21 protein-coding genes are annotated in these 20,117 nt (G+C 61.3%); 5 read left to right on the plus strand and 16 right to left on the minus strand.

The window, feature by feature from the left end; genetic code table 11:
- Window position 1: 1 nt before the first annotated feature.
- Window positions 2–547 carry a zinc metallopeptidase gene (locus tag HHL09_RS25320; protein WP_169457443.1) on the plus strand — a complete coding sequence of 182 codons (546 nt, stop codon included), beginning with the start codon at window positions 2–4 and terminating at the stop codon, window positions 545–547.
- Between the two features lie 272 nt (window positions 548–819).
- On the opposite strand, the gene HHL09_RS25325 is transcribed toward HHL09_RS25320, so the two are convergent.
- The 8 genes from HHL09_RS25325 to HHL09_RS25360 form a co-directional block, all read right to left on the minus strand.
- A complete protein-coding gene (locus HHL09_RS25325; protein WP_169457444.1) occupies window positions 820–1,248 on the minus strand; it encodes a hypothetical protein in 429 nt (142 codons plus the stop codon).
- 21 nt (window positions 1,249–1,269) lie between these two features.
- Window positions 1,270–1,635: a YciI family protein gene (locus tag HHL09_RS25330; RefSeq protein ID WP_169457445.1), complete on the minus strand. Its 366-nt coding sequence runs from the start codon at window positions 1,633–1,635 to the stop codon at window positions 1,270–1,272.
- 175 nt (window positions 1,636–1,810) lie between these two features.
- Window positions 1,811–2,218 (minus strand): hypothetical protein, encoded by a 408-nt coding sequence (locus tag HHL09_RS25335; RefSeq protein ID WP_169457446.1) that lies wholly within the window; start codon window positions 2,216–2,218, stop codon window positions 1,811–1,813.
- Window positions 2,219–2,340: 122 nt separating this feature from the next.
- Window positions 2,341–2,637, minus strand: a complete 297-nt coding sequence (locus HHL09_RS25340) for a DUF1493 family protein (RefSeq protein WP_169457447.1) — start codon at window positions 2,635–2,637, stop codon at window positions 2,341–2,343.
- A gap of 25 nt (window positions 2,638–2,662) precedes the next feature.
- Complete coding sequence (locus HHL09_RS25345; protein ID WP_169457448.1) at window positions 2,663–3,340, minus strand: hypothetical protein; 678 nt, start codon at window positions 3,338–3,340, stop codon at window positions 2,663–2,665.
- Window positions 3,337–3,609 carry a cysteine-rich CWC family protein gene (locus HHL09_RS26880; protein WP_169457449.1) on the minus strand — a complete coding sequence of 91 codons (273 nt, stop codon included), beginning with the start codon at window positions 3,607–3,609 and terminating at the stop codon, window positions 3,337–3,339. Before HHL09_RS26880 ends, HHL09_RS25345 begins: the two co-directional genes overlap by 4 nt.
- Window positions 3,610–3,614: 5 nt before the next feature.
- Entirely contained in the window at window positions 3,615–3,959 is a 345-nt protein-coding gene (locus HHL09_RS25355; RefSeq protein ID WP_169457450.1) for a hypothetical protein, read from the minus strand.
- A 349-nt stretch (window positions 3,960–4,308) separates the two neighbouring features.
- Window positions 4,309–7,803, minus strand: a complete 3,495-nt coding sequence (locus HHL09_RS25360; protein WP_169457451.1) for a DEAD/DEAH box helicase — start codon at window positions 7,801–7,803, stop codon at window positions 4,309–4,311.
- Between the two features lie 286 nt (window positions 7,804–8,089).
- On the opposite strand from HHL09_RS25360, the gene HHL09_RS25365 reads away from it, so the two are divergent.
- Window positions 8,090–8,866 carry a gamma-glutamyl-gamma-aminobutyrate hydrolase family protein gene (locus tag HHL09_RS25365; RefSeq protein WP_169457452.1) on the plus strand — a complete coding sequence of 259 codons (777 nt, stop codon included), beginning with the start codon at window positions 8,090–8,092 and terminating at the stop codon, window positions 8,864–8,866.
- Window positions 8,867–9,005: 139 nt separating this feature from the next.
- A complete protein-coding gene (locus HHL09_RS25370) occupies window positions 9,006–9,806 on the plus strand; it encodes a hypothetical protein (RefSeq protein WP_169457453.1) in 801 nt (266 codons plus the stop codon).
- Window positions 9,807–9,838: 32 nt separating this feature from the next.
- Here HHL09_RS25370 and HHL09_RS25375 read toward each other — a convergent pair whose 3' ends face one another.
- The 4 genes from HHL09_RS25375 to HHL09_RS25390 all read right to left on the minus strand — a co-directional run bounded on the left by HHL09_RS25375 (window position 9,839) and on the right by HHL09_RS25390 (window position 15,248).
- A complete protein-coding gene (locus tag HHL09_RS25375) occupies window positions 9,839–10,543 on the minus strand; it encodes a 3-keto-disaccharide hydrolase (protein ID WP_169457454.1) in 705 nt (234 codons plus the stop codon).
- Window positions 10,544–10,550: 7 nt separating this feature from the next.
- Window positions 10,551–12,755, minus strand: a complete 2,205-nt coding sequence (locus HHL09_RS25380; RefSeq protein WP_169457455.1) for a TonB-dependent receptor plug domain-containing protein — start codon at window positions 12,753–12,755, stop codon at window positions 10,551–10,553.
- Window positions 12,756–12,811: 56 nt separating this feature from the next.
- A complete protein-coding gene (locus tag HHL09_RS25385; RefSeq protein ID WP_205760942.1) occupies window positions 12,812–13,900 on the minus strand; it encodes a phytase in 1,089 nt (362 codons plus the stop codon).
- Window positions 13,901–13,961: 61 nt separating this feature from the next.
- The gene (locus HHL09_RS25390) at window positions 13,962–15,248 is read right to left on the minus strand and encodes a dihydroorotase (protein ID WP_169457456.1); all 1,287 of its coding nucleotides are present in this window, start codon (window positions 15,246–15,248) and stop codon (window positions 13,962–13,964) included.
- Between the two features lie 96 nt (window positions 15,249–15,344).
- Between HHL09_RS25390 and HHL09_RS25395 the strand changes: the two genes are divergently transcribed.
- A complete protein-coding gene (locus tag HHL09_RS25395) occupies window positions 15,345–15,773 on the plus strand; it encodes a VOC family protein (protein WP_169457457.1) in 429 nt (142 codons plus the stop codon).
- A gap of 1 nt (window position 15,774) precedes the next feature.
- Here the strand turns inward: HHL09_RS25395 and HHL09_RS25400 are convergent, their stop codons facing one another.
- The 4 genes from HHL09_RS25400 to HHL09_RS25415 all read right to left on the minus strand — a co-directional run bounded on the left by HHL09_RS25400 (window position 15,775) and on the right by HHL09_RS25415 (window position 18,776).
- Window positions 15,775–16,254, minus strand: a complete 480-nt coding sequence (locus HHL09_RS25400; RefSeq protein ID WP_169457458.1) for a hypothetical protein — start codon at window positions 16,252–16,254, stop codon at window positions 15,775–15,777.
- A gap of 115 nt (window positions 16,255–16,369) precedes the next feature.
- Complete coding sequence (locus tag HHL09_RS25405; protein WP_169457459.1) at window positions 16,370–17,986, minus strand: family 43 glycosylhydrolase; 1,617 nt, start codon at window positions 17,984–17,986, stop codon at window positions 16,370–16,372.
- A gap of 103 nt (window positions 17,987–18,089) precedes the next feature.
- A complete protein-coding gene (locus tag HHL09_RS25410) occupies window positions 18,090–18,590 on the minus strand; it encodes a hypothetical protein (protein ID WP_169457460.1) in 501 nt (166 codons plus the stop codon).
- A gap of 21 nt (window positions 18,591–18,611) precedes the next feature.
- Window positions 18,612–18,776 (minus strand): hypothetical protein, encoded by a 165-nt coding sequence (locus HHL09_RS25415; RefSeq protein ID WP_169457461.1) that lies wholly within the window; start codon window positions 18,774–18,776, stop codon window positions 18,612–18,614.
- Window positions 18,777–19,041: 265 nt separating this feature from the next.
- On the opposite strand from HHL09_RS25415, the gene HHL09_RS25420 reads away from it, so the two are divergent.
- The gene (locus HHL09_RS25420; RefSeq protein WP_169457462.1) at window positions 19,042–20,013 is read left to right on the plus strand and encodes an endonuclease/exonuclease/phosphatase family protein; all 972 of its coding nucleotides are present in this window, start codon (window positions 19,042–19,044) and stop codon (window positions 20,011–20,013) included.
- The last annotated feature ends 104 nt before the right edge of the window (window positions 20,014–20,117 follow it).

A 20,117-nucleotide genomic window follows, 5' to 3' on the forward strand; every position in this document is an offset into this window, starting at 1 on the left:
CGTGTGGAAGCTCGTCATTCTCCTCTCCCTGATCCCGCTCGTCGCTGCATGGGCGGGCCGGCATTGGTTCTGGACCCGCGTGCGCTATGAAGGGATGCGCCGTGACTGCGAGATCAGCGTGAAGGACCTGCGCCAGCGGATGGGGCTTCCCCCCGGCCGCCGGGGCAATGAGACGCACGCCGCGGCACTCGGCAATGCGGTGCGCGAGTGCGGGCTGATGCTGCTGGAGAAGGAAGGCGATACCTTGGCGAAATCCCGCTACAAGGGCTCCTTCCTCACCCGTGTCCTTCCGGCGCTGGTGGGCGTGATCGCGGTGTTTGCCATTCTTTCCAAGCGTGTCCCTGCCGGGTGGGCGGTCGCCGGGGCAATCGGTGTAATGGCCATGTGGACCCTGCTCCGCCTCACGGGCATGGCCATCGAATGGCGGGCGGTGGCCCGCGGGACCGAGGCCCTGAAAGCGACGCATCCCCTCAAGCGGATGAACGACGAGGAGGAAGTCATCCGCTGCGCGAAGGCGAGCGTGTGGAGCACGGCGTGGCCGTTTTGACCCGATGATCGGTGTGGGGGCGGCGCCTGTTCCGCCTGCTAGAAAGTGGAAAATTAACAGGTGGCCATGCGCAGCACCGCCCCGGCAATGAGGGCCGAGACGGTGCGTGGGAAGAATGGACATCCACGGAGTTTAACAGACGGAGAGGACTGCCCAAACTGCTTCAGTGGTCCCCGTTGGCAATGCAAAGCGCGAGCCCTGCGTAGGCAGGACCTCGCTCGGAACGAGTCGTGCTCATTTCCGGATTCCAAGATGCGGCATTTGAAAGACGCTCAAGCCCGAGGAATCGGCAGATCGTTGAAGAAATGCACCTCCACGGTGGTCGACCTGGTCTGGTCATCTCCGGGCAATTCTGCATCCCCGGGGATACGGAAGGCCAGTCTCTCAGGAATCCCAAGCTCGCCCTGAGGGCGTGGCAGAGGAACAGGTGTCCTGTCAAAACGCGTGCTCTCCACTGGGAAAACATCCTCGGTAACTTCTCCATCCGCCGTGCGGGCGAGCCTGATGAAGGGCTCGTCATCAAGATCCAAGTCAAAGTCCCACTGCTGGTCAAACACGTCAGCGGAGAAAGCCAGTATCCCGGGCTCCGCCGGTCGGCGTCTGATCACGTGGGTCGTCTTGCTCAAAAGGCCTTCGATCCGGGTGATCAGATGGCCATCGAATACGGCCGATTGCTCTTTCTTTAGATTGAAGGGGTCCATGGGGAGGCGACGCTTGGGCTTTCAATCATACGACACCGCGATTTCCTTCGCGGGCCACTCGCCCATCAGCATCGGTTGGAAGGGATAGAGCTTCGCGGTGAAGACGCCGCCGGCCACGGCGGGATCGGCATTCATGATCGAGTCCGCCTCGCGCTCCGATCCCGCGCGGATGACTGCGATGGCAAAGCAATCCGCATCCGGCAAGGTGGTGCGACCGGCGAAGGAGAGGATGCCGCGCTTCAGCAGATCGATGGAGTATTCCCAATGCTGGCCGGCCAGCGCCTGCTCCTCCGGCGTGGGGCCTTCCGTGAGCATGGCGAGGCGAAGGGGCCGCAGGGTGTAGAGAAAGACACCGGCAGGGACTTGGCGAGGGTCGGCGATGTGCATGGCTTTCGGGATTTCCCGGATGATCAATTCCACCAGAGCCCAGTGGAGCCCGGAATGTCAATCCGGCTTCCGGGCGTGATCGGAAAGTCCGGGGCTACAGCTCTGGCATCCATGCATGCTGTTCATGCCTGCTCGTGGCGGGCTGGCTGTCCGCGTGTGCAACCACAAAGGAGGATCAGCGTCCCTTTTCCACTTTCAGCTCATCATAGCTGCACCAAAGGGAGACAGGTGCATGGCCATTGCCGGGGTGTGAGAAGGCGTAGCGGTAAGCCTTGATTCTGATGGTCATGCCCTCTTTCAGACTCTTCATGTCCTCCTCCTTTAAATAGATCGCAGCTTGCTTCGGGCCCAATCCCTTGAGCCATCGCTGGACATCCGCTTCCTCCCCCGCTGCTGCGGCTCTGGTTGTTTGCTCGCGGTCCCAGCCTTGAAAGTTCTGCAGGACGATGATGGGTCGTCGCTTGTGGATTTCCACGATGGTACCGCTGAGGTCCCGCTTCGGGGTGGCACGGGTCATGGAGGCCGACAGACCTGACGGCAGCAAGCCGAACAACATGACGAGGAAGGAGCGACGGGATTTCATGGCAAGCGGCGGTGTGGAGCGATATCGGAGGGAACTTGTCGGAGGGCCGACCACAGGCATGGGTCATCTAGAACAGAAGTTTCGCGGGGTGTGAAGGAGGATGCAGAAAAGCAACCGCGGCACTAGGTCACCCAATGCCCTGTCTCCGCCGCCTCGGCCAAGCGAATGATCGTGATTGGGATCAGGGGTGCGGAGGGATGAATCACAACCGGACTCCATCCCGCCTCCGGACCGAAATGTCGGCGATGATCGTAGCCTGTTAGATCAACCGCGAAACGAAAGGCGAAGCTCTCCATCAGCTCTGCGGCATCGTCCCCATCGATGCCCAGGTCTTCAAGCAGACGTGTGGCCGGAGTCAGCTTGGAGGGATCGCAGCCGATCTCTCCGGCCACGAATCGGGTCACTTCGCTGAGTTTCATGATTCTCGCCGTGTTCAGGTTTCGGCTACCTCCACAGCGGGTATCCCGAGGGCGCGAATCCCTGGAGTTCATTCTGGATGCGGACGAAGGCTTGGAACTCGATGATGTCGGGATAGTTCTCCGCCTCGAATTCGGGTGCGTAGATGGTTACGAGCTTCTCCACGCCAAGCTCAGGGACTGATATCCGCATCTCGGAGTCTGGAAGGTCGTTGACGCTGCGCAGCCCGTCAGGCGATAAGAGGTCTTTCTTCAAACCGACGACGGCTTCAGAGTAATTCAGGATGCCGCTCTTCAGCGTCGCGAGGAAAAAGGCTTTGCATCGCTCAGGATCGACTTTCGTGATGAGCGTGGTGCCGCCATCCCTCACCTTGGTGAGCGATCCGTCGCCATCCAGGCGGAGGGAGCGATCTACTCCTCCGATTCCGCCTTTGTAAGAGAGGATGATCGAGCAATTGCTCGTTGCGGGATCGAATGCCGCGAGTCGGTCTTCGATTTCGGGGAAGACTCCTTCGCTGTGAAAGTAGTTCGAGCCGTAGGACCGCTGGCGAAGCTTTGTGAGATCTTTGTGAAGCTTCATTTCGGCATAGTCGCGCTCCGATTCGAGCCGCGATCTGCTTTGCATGGCGTGACCCGTCCAGCCTGCGGCGTAGGCCATCACCAATGGCGGGAGGATGAGGAGGAGCTGGAGCAGGCGGCGTTTCATGGGGACTGAGAGGGTGACACTTCATCCGGGGCCACTTGCTCTGGAGATGGAATGGCGGCATTCGCTGCGGATTCGACACATGCCCGGCAGATGCAAGACTTCCCTTTCAAGTCCGCGGGCACCGTTGCCAGAAGCTCGTCCGGGAACACGATGTTGCGGCACCAGCATGGGGTGTCGAAGGAACCCGATATTGCCGCGGCACACTCATTGGGCGCGCCGCAGAGAGGACAGGTGTGGTTTGACAGTGGATGGAGCGGGTGCGGATCCATCGGACTCAGGACTCGCTCATCCGGCGGTAAACAAGCGCCATATAGAAGGAGAGGCAGATCAGGACCATCGGAAGCGTGCTCAGGCACCAGAGGGTCTTGGCGATTTTCCTCGCGCTGAGGGGCCGCCAGTTCGCCTTCGCTGCCTGGAATGCCACGGGGCCAAGCATTCCCCAAAAGCCCAGCCCGCAGAGGGCGGTGTAAATGAGGAGGATGATCCAGAGGCCGCCCTTTTCCATCCAATCTCCGGTCCTCTTGTCGCTCCACAGAACCCATCCGGCGATCGCCCAATAGATGGCGGTCGCGACCGAGATCACCTTGGCGACATTGTTGGATGAGATCGTGATATTCACCGGACATAATCATGATGATTGAATATGAAGAGCAATCAAGTCCCTGAATCTCCCTCCTCTATTCGCGAGGTCACGGCGCTGGAACCCCATCCGGGGTTCGGTGTTCCGGGTGCGCCAACCGGTGGTTTTCGCTGCGCTCGACCACCGGCTATTGGCTGGAATCCCTCCGGGATTCTTCATGTTCAGGCTGGAGATATCCGGTGATGAGAGGGTGCAGGAATGATTCAGGCCGATTATGGGGGGATTGCTTGCCGGTATTTCAAGGCAGGCGCGACGCTGGGAAAAAAGCAAAGGCGGCTGCCCTTGGGGAGCAGCCGCCTTGTGAGATGCGTTTAGCTGGGAGAAGAACTTAGCTTGGCTCTTCGTCCTCGCCGCCGTGGTTGAGGATGAACTGCAGGTCTTCCAGGCCGAGGTTCGACGCGAAGCCTTCGTCGCCGAGCACGTTGGTGACGAGCTGGGTCTTCTGGTGCTGGAGGATGCGGATCTTCTCTTCCACGGTGTCGCGGGTGAGGAGGCGATACGCGATGACCTTGTTCTTCTGACCGATACGGTGGGTTCGGTCGATGGCCTGGTTTTCCACGGCCGGGTTCCACCACGGATCGTAGAGGATGACGTAGGAGGCGGATGTCAGGTTCAGACCGGCGCCACCGGCCTTCAGCGAGAGCATGAAGACGGACGGATCCTTGGTGGTCTGGAAGCGCTCGATCTCACCCTTACGGTCCTTCGTCTGGCCGGTGAGGTAGTGGAAGGGACGGGCTTCGAGTTCGAGGCGGGCCTTGATGAGGTCGAGCATCGAGACGAACTGCGAGAAGACGAGCACCTTGTGGCCTTCCTCGTGGAGCTGGTCCAGGAGGTAGAAGAGGGACTCCATCTTCGCGGACTCTTCCTTGAGATACTTCGGATCGATGAGGCCGGGGTGACAGCAGATCTGGCGAAGGCGCATGAGGCCCTGCAGAATGGCGAAGGAATTCTTCTTCACCGCTTCATCGGAATCGAGTCCGAGGAGTGCCTTCTGGATGCGCTTCAGCTCGGCCTTGTAGAGCTCCTGCTGGATGTTCTCCATCTTGGAGTAGACCTCTTCTTCCGTTCTCGGCGGAAGGTCCTGTGCCACCTGCAGCTTGGTGCGGCGGAGCAGGAAGGGACGAAGTCGGGCGGCGAGGCGGTTCTGCGAAAGCGGGTCCTTCCGCTTGTCGAAGCGCTTCTTGAAGTAGGCGCGGCTGCCGAGGACGCCGGGCATGGCGAAGGCCATGAGCGACCACATGTCGAGCAGGCGGTTTTCGATCGGCGTACCGGTGAGGACCAGGCGGTTCGCGGAGTCCAGCTCGCGGGCGCACTTGGCGGCCTTCGAGTCCGGGTTCTTGATCTGCTGGCCTTCGTCGAGGATGGTGGTGAGCCACTTGATCTCGTTGAGGAGGTCACCGCAGACGCGCAGCTGGGCGTAGTTCAGCACCAGCATGTCGATGTTTTCCTGGGTGTCCTTCACGTCGAGGTCCTCGCGGTTGCGAAGCACCTTCACGCGGATGCCGGGAGCGAACTTCACGGCCTCGCTGGCCCAGACGTCCAAGACGGACTTCGGGCAGACGACGAGCACCGGGCGGTGCGCTTCCTTGGCGCGCTCCGCTTCTTCCATGAGCCAGAGGACGTAGGTCAGCGACTGGATCGTCTTACCGAGACCCATGTCGTCGGCGAGGATGCCGCCGAAGCCGTTCGTCGCGAGGTAGGCGAGGAAGCGGAAGCCATCGACCTGATACGGACGCAGCGTCGCATTCAGCTTCGTGGGCACGTCCGGCATGACCTCGATCTGGATATCGCCGGCGCGATCCTTGATGCGCTTCCATGCCTTCGGGTCGAAGACATCGGCGGCCTTCGGGTCGGCAAGCTGCAGCGCGTGCATGCGGTGCGTCTCGCCGGAAAGGTCGAAGGGATCCAGACCCAGGCGGGTAACAGCCTCGCGCTGGTCGGCATCGAGCTTGATCTCGAGGCGCATCCAGGAGCCGTCCTCCATGCGGACGTAGCCACCGCGTGCGGCGACGAGCTGGCGGATCTGTGCCTTGGAAAGATTGACGCCTTCCACATCGATGACGATGCGCAGGTCGAACCAGTCGATCTCCTGGTTGATCACCTCGAAGCGGACGGCGGCGGTGACCGGGTCGTTCAAGATCGACTTGAGGCGGAGGTCGATGTCGAGCTCCACGGATTCCGGCATCGCCTTGATCCACTCCGCGAATTTCTCCGGGAATTGCTTGGTGATGCGGGATTTGAAGGAGAGCAGCTTCTCATCGTAGGTGAGGCCCATCTCATCGAGGAGGGACGGCACCGGATAGAGTTCTTCACGGGCGAAGCGCAGGAGCTGCTTGCCCTTGAGCGCGGATTGCTCGACGAGCTCCCAGCCTTCCTTGGTGAGGCGCTCGGTGCGGCGTTCCTTCGACTCGATGGCGGTGACATCGATGACGAGGTGCTCGGTTTCCGCGGCAGTGAGGCCGGCGACGAGCTTCATCTCGAACTTCGGCTTCAGCTCCAGATCAACGACCCGCTTCTTCAGCGACTCCGGCAAGGAGGCACCGATCTTGCGGAGGAATTCCACGCCTTCCAGCGAGTCGATGACGCGCTTCGGAATGAGGTAGCGCGGCATGACTTCGGTCTCCTCCAGCCAGCGCGGAGGTCCGGGGAATACCGTTTCGTCGGATTGATAGAGCTCCTTGCGGCCCGGCAGCATGCGGACGGAGTGGGAGACATTCTCGCCGCTATCCGTGACGAGTTGCAGCGCGAAGCTATTCGGATCGTATGGATCGTCCTCGCAGACCCACTTGAGGGCCTCGGTGACGACCTTGAACTCGCGTTCGTCGAGGTTCACCAGATAGCCCTTCAGGGCTGGCTGGCGGAAGACGCGGTTCATGAAGCGGCAGGCTTCTTCCTGATCGAAGTCGAAGGTGGTCTCGTTCTGATCGCGGTAGTAGGAAAGGAAGTGCTCCCACAGGACCTGGCTGGAGGCATCCATGCGGAGGGCGGCCTGATGGTGCATCTGCACCAGGCGCTCGATCTCGTTTTTCTCACGGATCTGGGTCCAGAGGCCGTTGACGCCTTCCTTCACCTCGATGCGTGCCTCGTTGATCGTCGCGACAAGGCGGAAGGCCACCTCGATCGGCGGATCCTGAGGCGGGCGCTCGTTGACCTGCTCGATGCGGTCGTACCAGGAAGCGACCTCGCGCTCCTGCTCCCAATCCGCCATTTTCTTCTGAACGTGGGCCAGATCGGTGATCACGTTCATGAACTCCGGGTAAGGGAGCTTCTTCTTGTAGAAAGCGTAGGCCAGGTAGTTCCAGAACTCGAGGATATCGCCCGGCGGCATCGGCCACAGTTCGAGCGGCTCGTAGGTGGTGATTTCCCAGCGAGGCGTGATGCGGACCATGTCGTGGTCGTGCAGTTCGCCTTCGATCACGTAGCGGCGATAGCGCTTCTCGATCTTGGAAACGAAGTCGGCTTCCTTGTCGTCCAGTTCGCGGCCGAGCTTGTCCTCGATGATGTCGAGGATCGGGGTGTCGTCGAATTCATTGGGCGACTCCGGGAGGTCTTCCCCGCGGTGCATGCGCTCCATCATGGTCGCGTATTGGCACGCGCCGGAGATCAGCTCGTCTTCCGCGGTACAGGAGCCGAACCAGCGGTTGCCCTGCAGGCGGAGGCTGGTGCGGAAGGTTCCCGACTCGTCCTCGACGCGCCCTTGGATGAAGAGGTGATTCCCGAAAATCTGGGTGACGGCGCCGTCCTTTTGGAGCTTCTCGCCTCGTTTTCGGGCGTCTTCAGGGAAACTATTTAGGAAATTAAGGGTCGCGCGGTCCGGATTCATTGCTGGAAATGCGATGCTTCCGCCGTCGCATGCTTCCGGCACCTTGCACAAGGAAGGACGTGACGGCGGGGCGCGACGATAGACCCCTATTTTGGGGAGGGGCAATAAAAACCTGAGGCGACCTTTTTGCGCAAAAGCACGTAGCAGCCACTCGTCACCGCATCGTAACTACGAAGGCATGACGCGAAACAAACGTTCGCGAGGCGAAGGGGTGGTTTTCAGCCATCGCGTCACCGGGAGCAGTGGGCACTCGCCAATTCCGACCGCTCCCCCATCCTGTCGGAAGATGAATCACCGCTCCCGGATTTGCCGCGCTGCCGCCCTTTTTCTCGCGGTGACCGGACTGTTTTCCTGCGATCGCCACGAGACGGCGACGGGTAATCTGCCGCAGGAGAAATCCTCGCGAGCACCGCTGATCGGCATCGCGAGCGTGAATGGGGAGGCCTATGTGCGGGCGATCCATGCGGCCGGTGGCGTGCCGGTGATCCTGCCGAACCAGGACGATGATCCGGCAGCGATCGATGCGTATTTGAAGGAGCTGGACGGCCTGCTCCTGCCGGGCGGTGCGGACATCCCGCCTGCGGAGTATGGCGAGGAAACGCATCCCACGGTGGAGGTCCTGGATCAGAATCGCTTTCGCTTCGAGAAGGCGATCGGGAAGGCGTGGATCGAGAAGACGAAGAAACCCCTGCTCGGCATCTGTCTGGGCAGCCAATGGATCAGCGTGCTGCACGGCGGTTCACTGGTGCAGGATATTCCATCGGAAGTCGGCGGAAATCATCGGGATACGAAACATGCGGTGAAGCTGGAGCCCGGCACACGCTTGCAGCAGATCTATGGGGATGCGGAGTTCGAGGTGAATTCCTTCCATCACCAGTCGGTGGATGATGCCGGCAAGGGCCTGCGCATCGCCGCCCGTGGTGCGGATGGCGTGGTCGAGGCGACGGAGACGACGGATCCGGAGCGCTTCCTGATCGGCGTGCAATGGCATCCGGAAAAGATGCTTCCCGGTGATGCGCGGCAGGGCCGTTTGCTGGAGGCCTTCGTCGCGGCGGCGAAGTAGATCCTGCGTCCGGATTCGCGGGGTTTTGTGACGAATTCTTCACGAAAGATTTTCCGTATCTCTGCGGTCATCTTCGCCCTATCTTAATCGACCGGACTCGCTTGACATGGCGTTTCCCGCGATCTTCCCTGCGTGGCATATGAAGCGGATCCCCGTCGTCTTCCTTGCCTTGTTAGGTTCCCTCCAAGCAGCCGTCGTCCTGGACTTCGATACCCCCGGCCAGTTTGCGGCGAATTTCTCCTCCGGCCAAAGCGGCCCGATCACGCAGTCCGCGAGTGGTGGCGCGAACGGGAGCGGCTCCCTGAATCTTTCCGGGATGAATGGCAGCGCCGCCACCCAGCAGATCATCACTTTCAACCAAGCCTTTTCAGGAGATCTGGAGAGCTGGAGCGCCAGCATCTACTATCGTGGCGATGCCCTGAATTTCTGGCAGTTCGGCTTCACCACCGAAGAGGCCCCTGCCCTGACCGAAGGCTGGGCAAGCCAAGGAAACAGCTTCTTGCCGGTGATACTTTTCGCCTCGGGAAGCGTGGACGATGGGGCCATCGGATTCACGAGCTACTCACCGAGCAATCCGGTCAACGGGGGGATCACTGACGGGCAGCTCTTCAATATCCCCGGCGACCTCCCTTCGACCAACGAGTGGTATCAGTATAGCTTCGCGGTCGAATACCTCGGGCTGTCCCAATATTCCGTGGAAGGGACGCTGAGAGCGGCGAATGCCGATGGAAGCCTCGGTGCCGTCCTGGGCACGGTCAGTTCCACCTTCACGAATCCGGAGCTGGCGGCGGACGACAGCGTTTACCTGTACATCAACATGTATCAGGGTCAGGCGATCGATAACTTCACCACCACCGTTCCCGAAGTTTCGGGAGCCATGCTGGGAAGCATCGGTCTGGTGAGCGGCCTGCTCTGCTCCCGCCGCCGCAAGCGGGATTGAGATCCACGACGGCGCGGGTCGCGGCGTTGGCGTTATTCGCGGAGGGTCACATTCCGGAATTCGATGCCTTCGCCGTGGTGCTGCAGGGCGATGGGTCCCCTTTCCGGAAGCCCGGGCATCCGCGCGTCATCGATCACCAGCTTGCCATTGAGCTCCACGCTGACGTGGTCTCCCTTGGCGGTGATCTTGAAGTGATTCCACTCTCCCGGGTGGTGGTCCGCGCATTCCTTCGGCACGCAGGCGGCGCGGACTTCCGGAGGCATGCCGGGCTTCTTCTTCCGGTATCCGTAGAGTTCGCCCGAGCCCGCGGACTTGCAGACAATATTGATCTGCGACATCACATCGCCGCGGATCAGGATGCCGCTGTCACCGCCGACAAGGCGCTCTTCCTTTTTCTTGGTGCCGTCCTCGTTCAAGGCATCGTCGCCATTGGGCAGGATGATCTTGAGCATCTTTTTCACGGGAGGATCGGGAAAGCGCCAGTCCAATTCGAGGACGAAGTCGCCGTATTCCTTCTCGCTCCACAGTTCCTTGCCGTGAGCCTTTTCATCGGTGATGCCACGGATCACGCCATCCTTCACGGACCATGCCCATGCGACATCCCCGGGCGTCTTCCAGCCCTTCAGATCGTGACCGTTGAAAAGCGGAACGGGATCCTTCGGCTCCGCCGCAGCGACGCAGGTGAAGATGCCGAGAAATGCAGCGGCAAGCGCGCGCGAACGGGATGGAGTCTTCACGGCAGGATCAGAAGTGGTAGTTCAGTCCGGCGAGGATCGCACGGCCGCCGGTGATGTCTTCGTGGCGGAAGTCGCCATTGGTCTTGGTCTCCGTCTCGAAGCGTTGCTCGTCGAAGAGATTGATCACCTCCACGAAGGCTTCCAATCCAGCGCCGAGCCGCTGATGGGCAGACAGGTTCACGATCCATTCGGACAGGTAGCCGATGCGGGTGCCATCCGTCTCGGACCACTCGAAGTCATCGACGAAGTTCCCGTAGATCGAGAAGCGGGTGCCGGTCTTTTTGAATTCATAGTCCACGCCGACGTTCGAGATGAACTCCGGTTGCTCCTCAAAGGGACTGGTCGCGCCGCTGGCGTAGTGTACGCGGGAGGAGTAGATGGATTGGTTCGACCACAGGGAAAGCCCCTCCAGCCAGGTGATGCCCGCATCCCCCAGATCGAAGCGCTCATCGAGTTCCACGCCTTTCAGCCAGCCATCGCCGACATTGCGGGACTGGTAGAGATCATAGGTATCCCCACCGACGAGGACGGTGCCCGCGCGGTCCTCCTGGATGACGTCGGAGATCTCCTTGTAGAAGACATTCGCGGCGATGAAGAAGGGGCCCTTCTTCCAATCCACCCCGAGGTCGACGTTCCAACTCTTCGCGGGATCGAGATCCGGATTGCCGATCTCCACGCGCTCGTCGTCGTCATTGATGCGGCGGTAAGGGCTAAGCTGATCGAACTGCGGGCGATTGACCGTGCGGGAGAGCCCGAGATGAACGGAGACTTCCTTCGAAGGCTGGTAGAGCGCGTGCAAGGCCGGATTCCAGTCCATGGTGGAACGTGAGGACTGGCGGGTCCCGCCGTCACGTGAATCGAGCTTCATGTGCTCCGCGCGGAGTCCCGGCAGGAGGCTGAGGTCCTCCGTGAGCCAGATCTGATCCTGCACGAAGCCGGCGATGTAATCCTCGCTCAGGCGATAGCGGTCGGCCGGAGTAGTCAGATCGGTCACCACGCCGGCATCGTCAAATTCGCGGAGATGGGAATCGCTCTCGCGGTTCTTGGCACGGGCTGCGATGCCGAAGCGGACTTGCTGCTTCAGGGGTGTGGCGAGATCGAGGATGGTCTTGGTCTGGAAATCGAAGGTCTCATCCTCCTTGTAGTAGTCCTCCAGCGAGCTGCCATCGTAAGTCATCACGCCGCCACTCTCCTTGTAGGAATCCGTGAGGGAGCGCGGCATGCGTTCGAAGGACTTGTAATAGGCCATCACGGATTCCTGGCGGGCATCCTCCGACCAGCGATGGACGCTGGTCGCGGTCGCGCCTTCCGTTTGTTCGCGGCGGTCTTCGGCATCGTCATCAAAACTCTCGTCCTTGCTCGCGGCCTTGGTGTAATCGATCCCGCTCTTTTGGCTGCGCTTCTCGATCTCGCGGCGGAGGTAGAGCGGCTTGATGTGAAACTCGCCGCCTTCGTAGAAGAAGCCTGCATCGAGGAAAGCCGAGTAGGTTTCCACCGGAGTGTCCTCATGGCGCACGCTGCCTTTCTTGAGTTGGCCATTGGCGGCGTAGTCGAAGGTGTTCTTCACCTTCAGCGTGGGATCCAGCCCGTAGCTGAATGCGGCGAGCGTGCCGAACCACTCGACCGGCCGTCCGCCGAGGAGCACGGAGCCATCCCAAAGCGGGGTTTCCCGGTTGCGGGCACCGTAGCCGAGATGAACGTCGCCGGAGAAGCTGGTAGGGATATCGATCGTCTCGAGTTCGAGGCGTCCGGCGATGCCATCACTCTCATATTCGGCGGTGGGATTCCGGATGATCTTGGCTTCTTTGAAGAGCCCGGTGGGCAAGCGGTTCAGCTGGAACTCCCGGGCCTCCCCTGATCCTTCCGGGATTGAAACACCGCTGATCTGGGTGCGGGAGTAGCCCTTCGGCATGCCGCGGAGTTGCAGGTCGTCGTTCTCATTGATGTTCCCGTTCAGGTAAACGCCGGGAGCATACTTCAGTGCGTCACCGAGTTGGAGGGCCGGGCGTTCTTCCAGTTCTTCCTGGCTAAGGCCTGCCATGGGGACGGGCGAAGCCATGCGCTCCACCTCTATCGTGCCGGGCCTCATGGCCTCCACCACCAGAGGCGGCAAAGGCTGCTCCGACTCTTCAGCACGCACGCGGGATGTCGCCCCGAGCATCATTCCGACGGATGAGGTGATCCCCAGTTTCCAGGTCCAAGCTGAACGCATGCAGCCCCAAACGCGCGGCCCCGGAGATCCTTGGGGATTTTTCGGGAATATTTTTGTTAGGGCCCATTGTCCGGGGAAAGCGAAAGCCCGGCGCCGGCGATGTCCTCCCAAGAGTAGAAATGATAAGTGCGGTCCGCGGACATCGCGACGAAGAGTCCCTTCGGGAAATCAGGCCCTAGAGGGACCGCCGTCACATCGCTGCCGTCACTATCTGTAGCAACTACTTGGACCGACTTCAGGAAGGCGTGGGAGCCATCGCCGATCTCCCTGCGGAAAATGCGGAAAGAGTTTGCCGCCTGGTCGGAGACCAGCAGGTAGCCGCTACGGTTACCGGTGGGGTAGATGGAAATCCCCTCGCGGTCCTTGGTGAAGCCATCGCGACCGGTGACGGAGCGTTCGACCGCTGCGTCAGGAGCATCCGGATCCGCGGCATACTCGCGGACGCCGTAGGTCTCATCCGAATAGAAGACCGATCCTGCCGCTGAATCCACCGCGATAGATTCGATCTCTTTCTCGCCAGTGAAGCTGCCGAATTTCCGGGCGAGTGACATCTTCACCTGCCCCTGCCCGTCGTCCTTCAGGCGATACTGCCAGAGGTAGCCGTCCTTCGGCCCGCTCTTGCCACCGACGATGGCGAAGGATGCGTGGTCGCGCGGCCGTTGATAGAGGGCGATGCCCATCGGCGCACGCTCCGCATCCCCATCAAAGACGACGAGATCCCCACGATCAAGAGGGGTGAGATCCGGGAGGAGGAAGACCCGCAGGCGCTGCATCTCCCGCTCCGTGAGCACGGCGATGTCCACCTGCTTGCCCCCGAGCTGGAAGCCGCTGAGGACATCCACATTGTTGGGCCGTTTCAGGCCGCCGACGCGCTTGACGATCTTGCCATCGAGGCCGAAAGCGAAGAGCCCGCCATCCGTGTTCTTGTCGGTGCCGAGCACCAAGCTCTTCAAAGGATCGGCGGGATTGATCCAGATGGCCGGATCATCCGAATCGTGCGGCACCGGTTCCGTGATCACCTTCGGGCGGATCACGGCGGTGCCGCTGGCAGCGGCTTCCTCACCATGCAGAGGCGGTAATCCCGGCACCAGCATCAGGGCCAGAAGCAAACGCCTGCCAATATCACCGACACCGCAATGGATCATCGCTCGTCTAACGGGCGAACAACGGATTTCTTGGGAGAAGGTGGAAGGAACCGGAATCGGATCAACGCTCGAGGAGCACTTTCCCATCGAACACCACCAGGTCGACGCTGCCCTTCAGGGTCTTGTCGAGGAAGGGGGTGTTCCGGCTCTTCGACTTCATGAACTCGGCCGTGAAGGTCGTGCTGCCCTCGGGATCGAAGAGGATGAACTCGGCGGTCCCCCCCTCCTCCACCGGCACGGGTTCGAGACCCATGAGGCGGCGCGGTTCGGCGGAGTAGCGCTTCACGATCACATCCCAGCCGAGCTCGCCGCGGGAGACGAAGCGGTCGAACATGGAGACCAGCGCGGTGTCCATGCCGGTAATGCCATTCGGGGCGCTGGTGAAATCCTGTGCCTTCTCGAAAGGCGTGTGCGGCGCGTGATCGGTGGCCAGCAGGTCGAAGATGCCTGTCTTCAGTCCCTCCAGCAGCGCGGCATTGTCTTCCGCCGTGCGCAGCGGCGGGTTCATCTTGTAGTGGGTATCGTAGTTGCCGATGTCCTCATCGCGGAACATCAGGTGATGCGGTGCCACTTCAGCGGTCACCTTCACGTCGCCGCGATCCTTCCACCACTTGATCGTTTCCATGCCGAGCTTGCTCGAGACGTGCTGGATGTGGATGTGCGCGCCGGTGGCGTGGGCGAGGCGGATATCGCGATCGATCATGATTTCCTCCGCACAAGCGGGGCTGCCCTTGATGCCGAGGCGGTAGGACATCGCACCTTCATTCAGGGCGCGCGGACCGGCGAGTTCATGGACCTCACAGTGGCTGGCGAAGAACATGCCGAACTCGCTGGCATACTGCATCGCGCGATACAGCACGGCGGGGTCGCCCACGCCATCGCCGTCATCGGTGAGCATCTTCACGCCCAGCGCGCGCATGCCGTCGATCGCGGCGAGTTCCTTGCCCTCGCGGCCCTTGGTGATGCAGCCGGACGTGTAAATCGGGATGCGGGAGACAGCCTTTGCCTTATCGAGCACCATCTTCACCACCGTGGCGGAATCGATCGCGGGGGCGGTGTTCGGCATCATGACAATGCCGGTGATGCCGCCATTGATCGCGGCCTCGGATCCGCTGGCGATGTCCTCCTTCGCCTCGAAGCCGGGCTCGCGGAAATGCACGTGGGCATCGAACATCGCCGGCATCAGCAGGCGGTTCTTGCCTTCGATCACCTTGGCACCCTCCGGGGCCGTGAGGCCGGGGGCGACCTGCTTGATGATCCCCTTCTCCACCAGCACGTCCGCTTCTTGGAAAGCGGGCGAATTTTCGGAAACCACACGGACCTGGCGGATCAGAAGCACATCGGACATGCCCGGTTCATGCCAGCCCGGACCCCGCCCGTCCAGCGCCGGGAATGGGATCGACGGCATCCCGTCCCAGCCCCATGATCGAGCCCAGAACCACCGATGGACCCGCGCATTACCCTCCTCACCCTCGGCGTCGCCGATCTCCCCCGCTCCGTGGCTTTTTACCGGGATGGCCTGGGCTGGCCGACGAATTACAAGGACGGCGAGGAGGTGGCGTTTTTCAATATGAGCGGCACCAAGCTGAGCCTCTTCGGCCTGAACTCCCTCTGTGCCGACATTTCGCCCGACACCCAGCCAGCGAGCGGCTTCGCGGGGATCACCATTGCCCACAATGTCCGTTCCAAGGAGGAGGTTGCGGAAGTGCTCGCGACAGCGGAGCGGGCGGGCGGAAAGATCCTGAAACCTGCGCAGGATGTCTTCTGGGGCGGGCACAGCGGCTACTTCGCGGATCCCGATGGCCACCACTGGGAGGTCGCGTGGAATCCCGTAATGCCGCTCAACGAGGCCGGTGACATGGAGCTCGGCTGAGCTAACGGAGAACGACAGCGTTGCCGTTGGTGTTGGCTGCCGATCCCCGTCTCCAAATAAGGGCGGTGAGCCAAAAGGCAAAGACGACGATGCGGAGATCCCGGATCTCGCCCTCAATGGTCGCGCGACGGGTGAACGCATGAACCGGCGCGATCACGCAATCGGCGGCAGTGCCGCTCAGGTCCATCGATCTTCCGAAAAGGGATACTGACTTCAAGAGACCGAGTCCGCCATGCGGCGTGCTTAGCTCGAAACTCCTCCGGAAGGCGCTTGTTTTCTTCGCCCGGACGATCAGGCCGGAAGCCCCGACCATCTCCCATTGGCCCCTAAAGAATCCGACCTTCCGCACCTCGAAGGGCTCCCCATCGATGACGATGCAGCCCTGTTCGCCGATCCAACTGAAGCGGGTCTCCGCGTGATGGCCATCGCCATCGAGCAGGAAAACCCAGGAGCAAATACCGCGCGGGCTACAACGGATCATCGGATTCGGAGGCACGGTAACGGAACCCGCGGACTGCGGCGACTCCAATGGATGGGCTGCTTTCCACAGAGCGAAGCAGAAGGGGCGCGAGATGCGCCCCTTCCGGAATCATTGCTCAAGGCTTGCCGTAGCGCAGCTCCACGCGGTGGAACTTGCCGGTATCGCCAGGCTTGCCCGCCACGATCAGGCCGGCACGCGGTGCGCGGTCCCATGGTGGCATGAAGCCGCCATCGACTTCCTCGCCAACCACCTTCCATTCCGCTCCATCGGCAGCGGCGCAGGCGAAGCGATACTTCTGGCCATCGTCACTCACGGTCATGCGGAGCAGCACCTCCTTGCCCTCAGGGCGCGGTGCGGTGGCCAGTTGCTTGGCCTCTCCCTTCTCCACCTTCCAAAGCACCACGCCGGAGTCCTCGATCCTCAGGGCGAGCGCGTTCTTCGGCTCGCCATAGATGCCGATGCCCTCTTGGGCCGGTCCGCTCGGATCGATTGCGGCATCGAGCACGTAGGCTCCCTTCGCCACACGCACTCCGTAAATGGTTCCGGCAGGGCTCGGCTCCGGAGCGGAGGAAACGCCCAGATCCAGCACGCCATCAGCCACCTTCACCACCGGCGGATGATGAAGATCCCACTGCCACGCAGGCGATTGCTTGCTACCCTTGAAGTTTTCCGTGAAATCGGCCGGTCCCGGATTCTGAGCTTTCCCGAGGGGCGACGGGCCGGACAGCGCCGGTGTGCGGCCACCGGCAAAGAAGGGCCAGCCTTCTTCGTTCCAAGCCACCTCATCGAGGAGCCCTTGACGACCGGTGAAGACGTTCTCCTTCTCGCCATACGCATGATAGAGGAAGAAGGTCCGCTTGTCCTCCAGAGTGACCAAGGTGCCGTGACCCGGGCACTTCCAGCCATCCCCACCCGCGAGGATGGGATTCAAGGGCGAAGCTTCCCACGGGCCCTTCACGCTCTTCGCGCGGGCCACTTCCACCTGATAGTCGCAACCGCGGCCGCAGCAGCCTTTCGAGGAATAGAAGAGGTAATACCAATCGCCGTGCTTCGTCATCACCTGGCCCTCGGCGGAGATCGGCTTGCCGTCCGCCTGAAGGAGATCGAAGGGCTCGCCCTTCAGCTTGAGGAGATCATCGGTGAGTTCGCTCGCGATGAGGGAAATCGGGCGATTTTTCTCCAAGCCGTAAGCCTTCCAGGAGAAGTAGAACTTCCCATCGCTATCCTGGAACACGAAGCCATCGATCGCTTCCGAGCCCCACTCGCAGATGATGCCGCGATCGGTGAAACCCTTTTTCAGATCATTCGTGGTGGCGACCCCGATCACCGAGATGCCATCCGCTTTCTTCCGCGCGGTGTAGTAGACATAAAAGGTGCCATTGTGATGATAGAGCTCTGGTGCCCAGAAGCTGCCCGAGGTCCACTCCGGCATCTTGTCGAAGACGTGGCCGATCTGCTCCCAGTTCACCAGATCCTTCGAAGTGTAGATCGGGTAATGCGGTGCCCACTCCGAGGACGTGCCGGTCGCATAAAACGTATCGCCCACGCGGATGATGCTGGGATCCGCGAAATCTCCTGCGATCACCGGATTCTGATAGGTGACCGCGGCAGCGGCTTCCTGCGCCGGGGCAGACATCCCGCCCGCAAGCAGAAGCATGGAGGCCAAGCCTGCGCCGAAGAGCGGCGTGGAACGGAATTTCCCAGATGAAACCGGTTTGAGGAATGGGGTCATGCGGGTATGAGGTCCAGTTCAGGCCTCGAATGGCAAGAAGCCTTTGCCCCGGATCTCGATCCCAAGGGTTTCGGGTAGCCCGCGGCGTCATCAGGAGCCGCTCTTAATCCGGATAAAAGATCCGCGCGGCCACTTGTCCCTCCTGGAAGAAAACCACGCCGATATCGGCGTTGTACTCTCCGGTGGAGCTGTGCCAAAACATCTCCACATCCTGACCGCCATATCTGGATTTGCCATCGCTCGGACCATAGCCCGGCGGTGACGGAGGGATGGGATCGCCGTGGTGAAACGTGCTCATCTTGGCCAGCACCTCTTCCTTGGTGTCGCCCTTCTTCACCGAATAGAACGTGAGCAAGAAAGCCTTTCTCGGGCTCCAGCGGGCGAAGTGGAAGAGCGTCAGCAGCAAGGCGAGGACGATGCAGAGCAGGTAGTTCCGGCGACTTGCACGCCACCACCCGAAGCTAGTGACCGGAATGAGCCACATCAACACGATGAACCAGATGTCGATGTATCGGTCGAGCATCAGCTCCCAGAAAAAGAAGATCGTGAAGTGGGCGCAGATCACCCCCACCACGCTCAAGATCCTGGCGTTTTCCTTTGTCATGCCACCCGCAACCGCCCCGCCTCAGCGCGAATTCTCCACGGCCTCTTTCAGCGGGCGCTTCACCACCAGGCCCTGCTCCACGGTCTGACCGCCGCGGGTCACCGTGCGCTCCGTGACGCAGGACGAAAGCGGGAGAATCACCGGCACGAGCAAAAGCAGCTTCAAGGAAGGTCGGATCGTCTTCATCGGAGTGAGAATCTCGCTATTCCATGATGCCCATCTCCCCGCTCAACAAGGCGAAATCCGTAGCACCTTGGTTCATGCTCCCGCCATCCGCTACGTGATCACGGAATCGCGGGCCGCAGGGATCCATGCGATCTTATCCCTGTTCGGTTACTCTCAACTTTGATTCTGGCTTCAACGTTGAAATTAGGTGTTTCGCCCCTCCGGTTTGGACGACCGGAGGGGCGCTTCCTTGACCGGGGATCGCGTTCCGCCGCAGGCTCCTGTCGTGCGCCCGTCTGAAGCAGCCCCGAGGAAGCGCTTGCTCCGCCTCTTGCCTAGGCTGTTGTTGGCTGCGGCGGCTCTCGGCACGGTCGGTTCAGGGCTCGGCATGGAGTCGAGCCACATCGAGCGCATGAGTCACTTCCGGCTCTGGTGGCTGGGTCTGCTTGTGGTCCTGCTCGCCTTCTTTATCTGGAGACGCCGCTGGTGTGGGGCCGTGGCCTCGGTGGCAATCGGGATCGGCGCGGTCCTCCCCATCGCTCCCTACTGGAAGCCTTTGCCATCGGCACCAGCATCCTCCTCCAGAGCGGCGGAGTGCCGGGTGATCGCTTGGAATGTATTGCACGATAACCCGGGCGACCGTCAGGCGGCAGCGAAGTGGCTGGCCGCCCAAGATGCCGATCTCATCCTGCTCACCGAGTGCACCTTGACGTGGCAGAAGGACCTCGCGGGGCTCGCGTCGATCTACCCGCACCAGCTCTCCAGCCAGCGTGATGGCTCGGAAGGGATGCTGCTTCTCAGCAAGCACCCGCTCGAGCCTGCCGATCCCGAGGGGCTGCGCCAGAGCAAGCCGTGGATCTCCACCGTGGCTCAGCTGCCCTCCGGTAGGATCAGGGTGCTAGGCATGCACCCGCGGACCCCTCGCTCCGGCCCCCGCTTCGATGAGCGCAATCTCCAGTACCAGCAGGCAGCGCGGATCACCCGCGATTCCCCGCTGCCGGTGATCCTGATGGGAGACCTGAATTGCACCCCTTTCTCCCCGTGGTTCCGCTGGCTGCTGAAGGAAGGGAATCTCCACGATAGCGCGGTCGGCCACGGCTTCACTTCCACATGGTCCGGCCAAGGGATCGGCCTGCCCATCGATCATGTGCTGGCAGGCCCGGGCTGGCAGGTGATGGAGCGGAAAGTGCATCCCGATAGCATGGGATCCGACCATCATCCGGTGCTCGCGAGATTGCAATTCCTCGGCAAACCTTGAAAACCGCGGAATCCTTGAAATCAGAAAACCGCAACTTTGGGCTGGTTCCCCGCGGTGCTTTCTGGCAATAGCCGCAGCGTCTCACCCTGTTCCGACGCCTTTCG

This window comes from Luteolibacter luteus, assembly GCF_012913485.1.
Lineage (GTDB): Bacteria > Verrucomicrobiota > Verrucomicrobiia > Verrucomicrobiales > Akkermansiaceae > Haloferula > Haloferula lutea.